Raw genomic sequence first — 539 nt, 5'->3', positions numbered from 1 at the left:
GCTCCTTCACCGCCACTTTCGGGTTCATCAGATAGTTGAGCAGCGCATAGCCGGCCGGCTTGTTTGGCGCATCCTTCGGAATGGCGTAGAAGTCGGTCCAGATCTCGCCCCCTTCCTTGCCGAGCACATAGGCGATCTCGGGAATGTCGCGATGGAGTTGCGCGCCTTCATTGGTCCAGCACATCGTCATCCAGGCATCTCCGGCGCGCATTCCGGGCTGATAGTCGCTCGACACCGCGAACAGATGCGGCTTGACCTTGAGCAGCAGTTCCTCGGCCTTGGCGAGTTCGTCCTGCTTCAGCGAGTTGAACGAATAGCCGTAATATTTCAGCGCATTGCCGATCGTCGTCAGCTGGTAGTCATGCACCATGGTGCGGCCGTCGCCCTCGGCCATCGCCGTATCCCAGAACTCCTTCCAGCTCGTCATCGGCTTGGAGAGCTTCTTGGTGTTGACGGCAAAGCCGGTCGTGCCCCAGTTCTTCGGCACGGCGTAAATAGTGCCATCGATGGTACCCTCGGAGGTGAAACGCGCATCTTCC

The 539-nt window shown here is 59.2% G+C and carries 1 protein-coding gene; it reads right to left on the bottom strand.

Annotation, left to right across the window (positions count from 1 at the left end):
- A partial coding sequence (locus EN852_RS34845) for an extracellular solute-binding protein (protein WP_135879599.1) occupies positions 1-539 on the bottom strand: 539 nt, incomplete at both ends.

The sequence above is a fragment of the Mesorhizobium sp. M2E.F.Ca.ET.209.01.1.1 genome, from assembly GCF_004010375.2.
Classification (GTDB): Bacteria; Pseudomonadota; Alphaproteobacteria; order Rhizobiales; family Rhizobiaceae; genus Mesorhizobium.
Note: the sequence above shows the minus strand (reverse complement) of the source record. Positions and strands in the feature narration are given on the sequence as shown.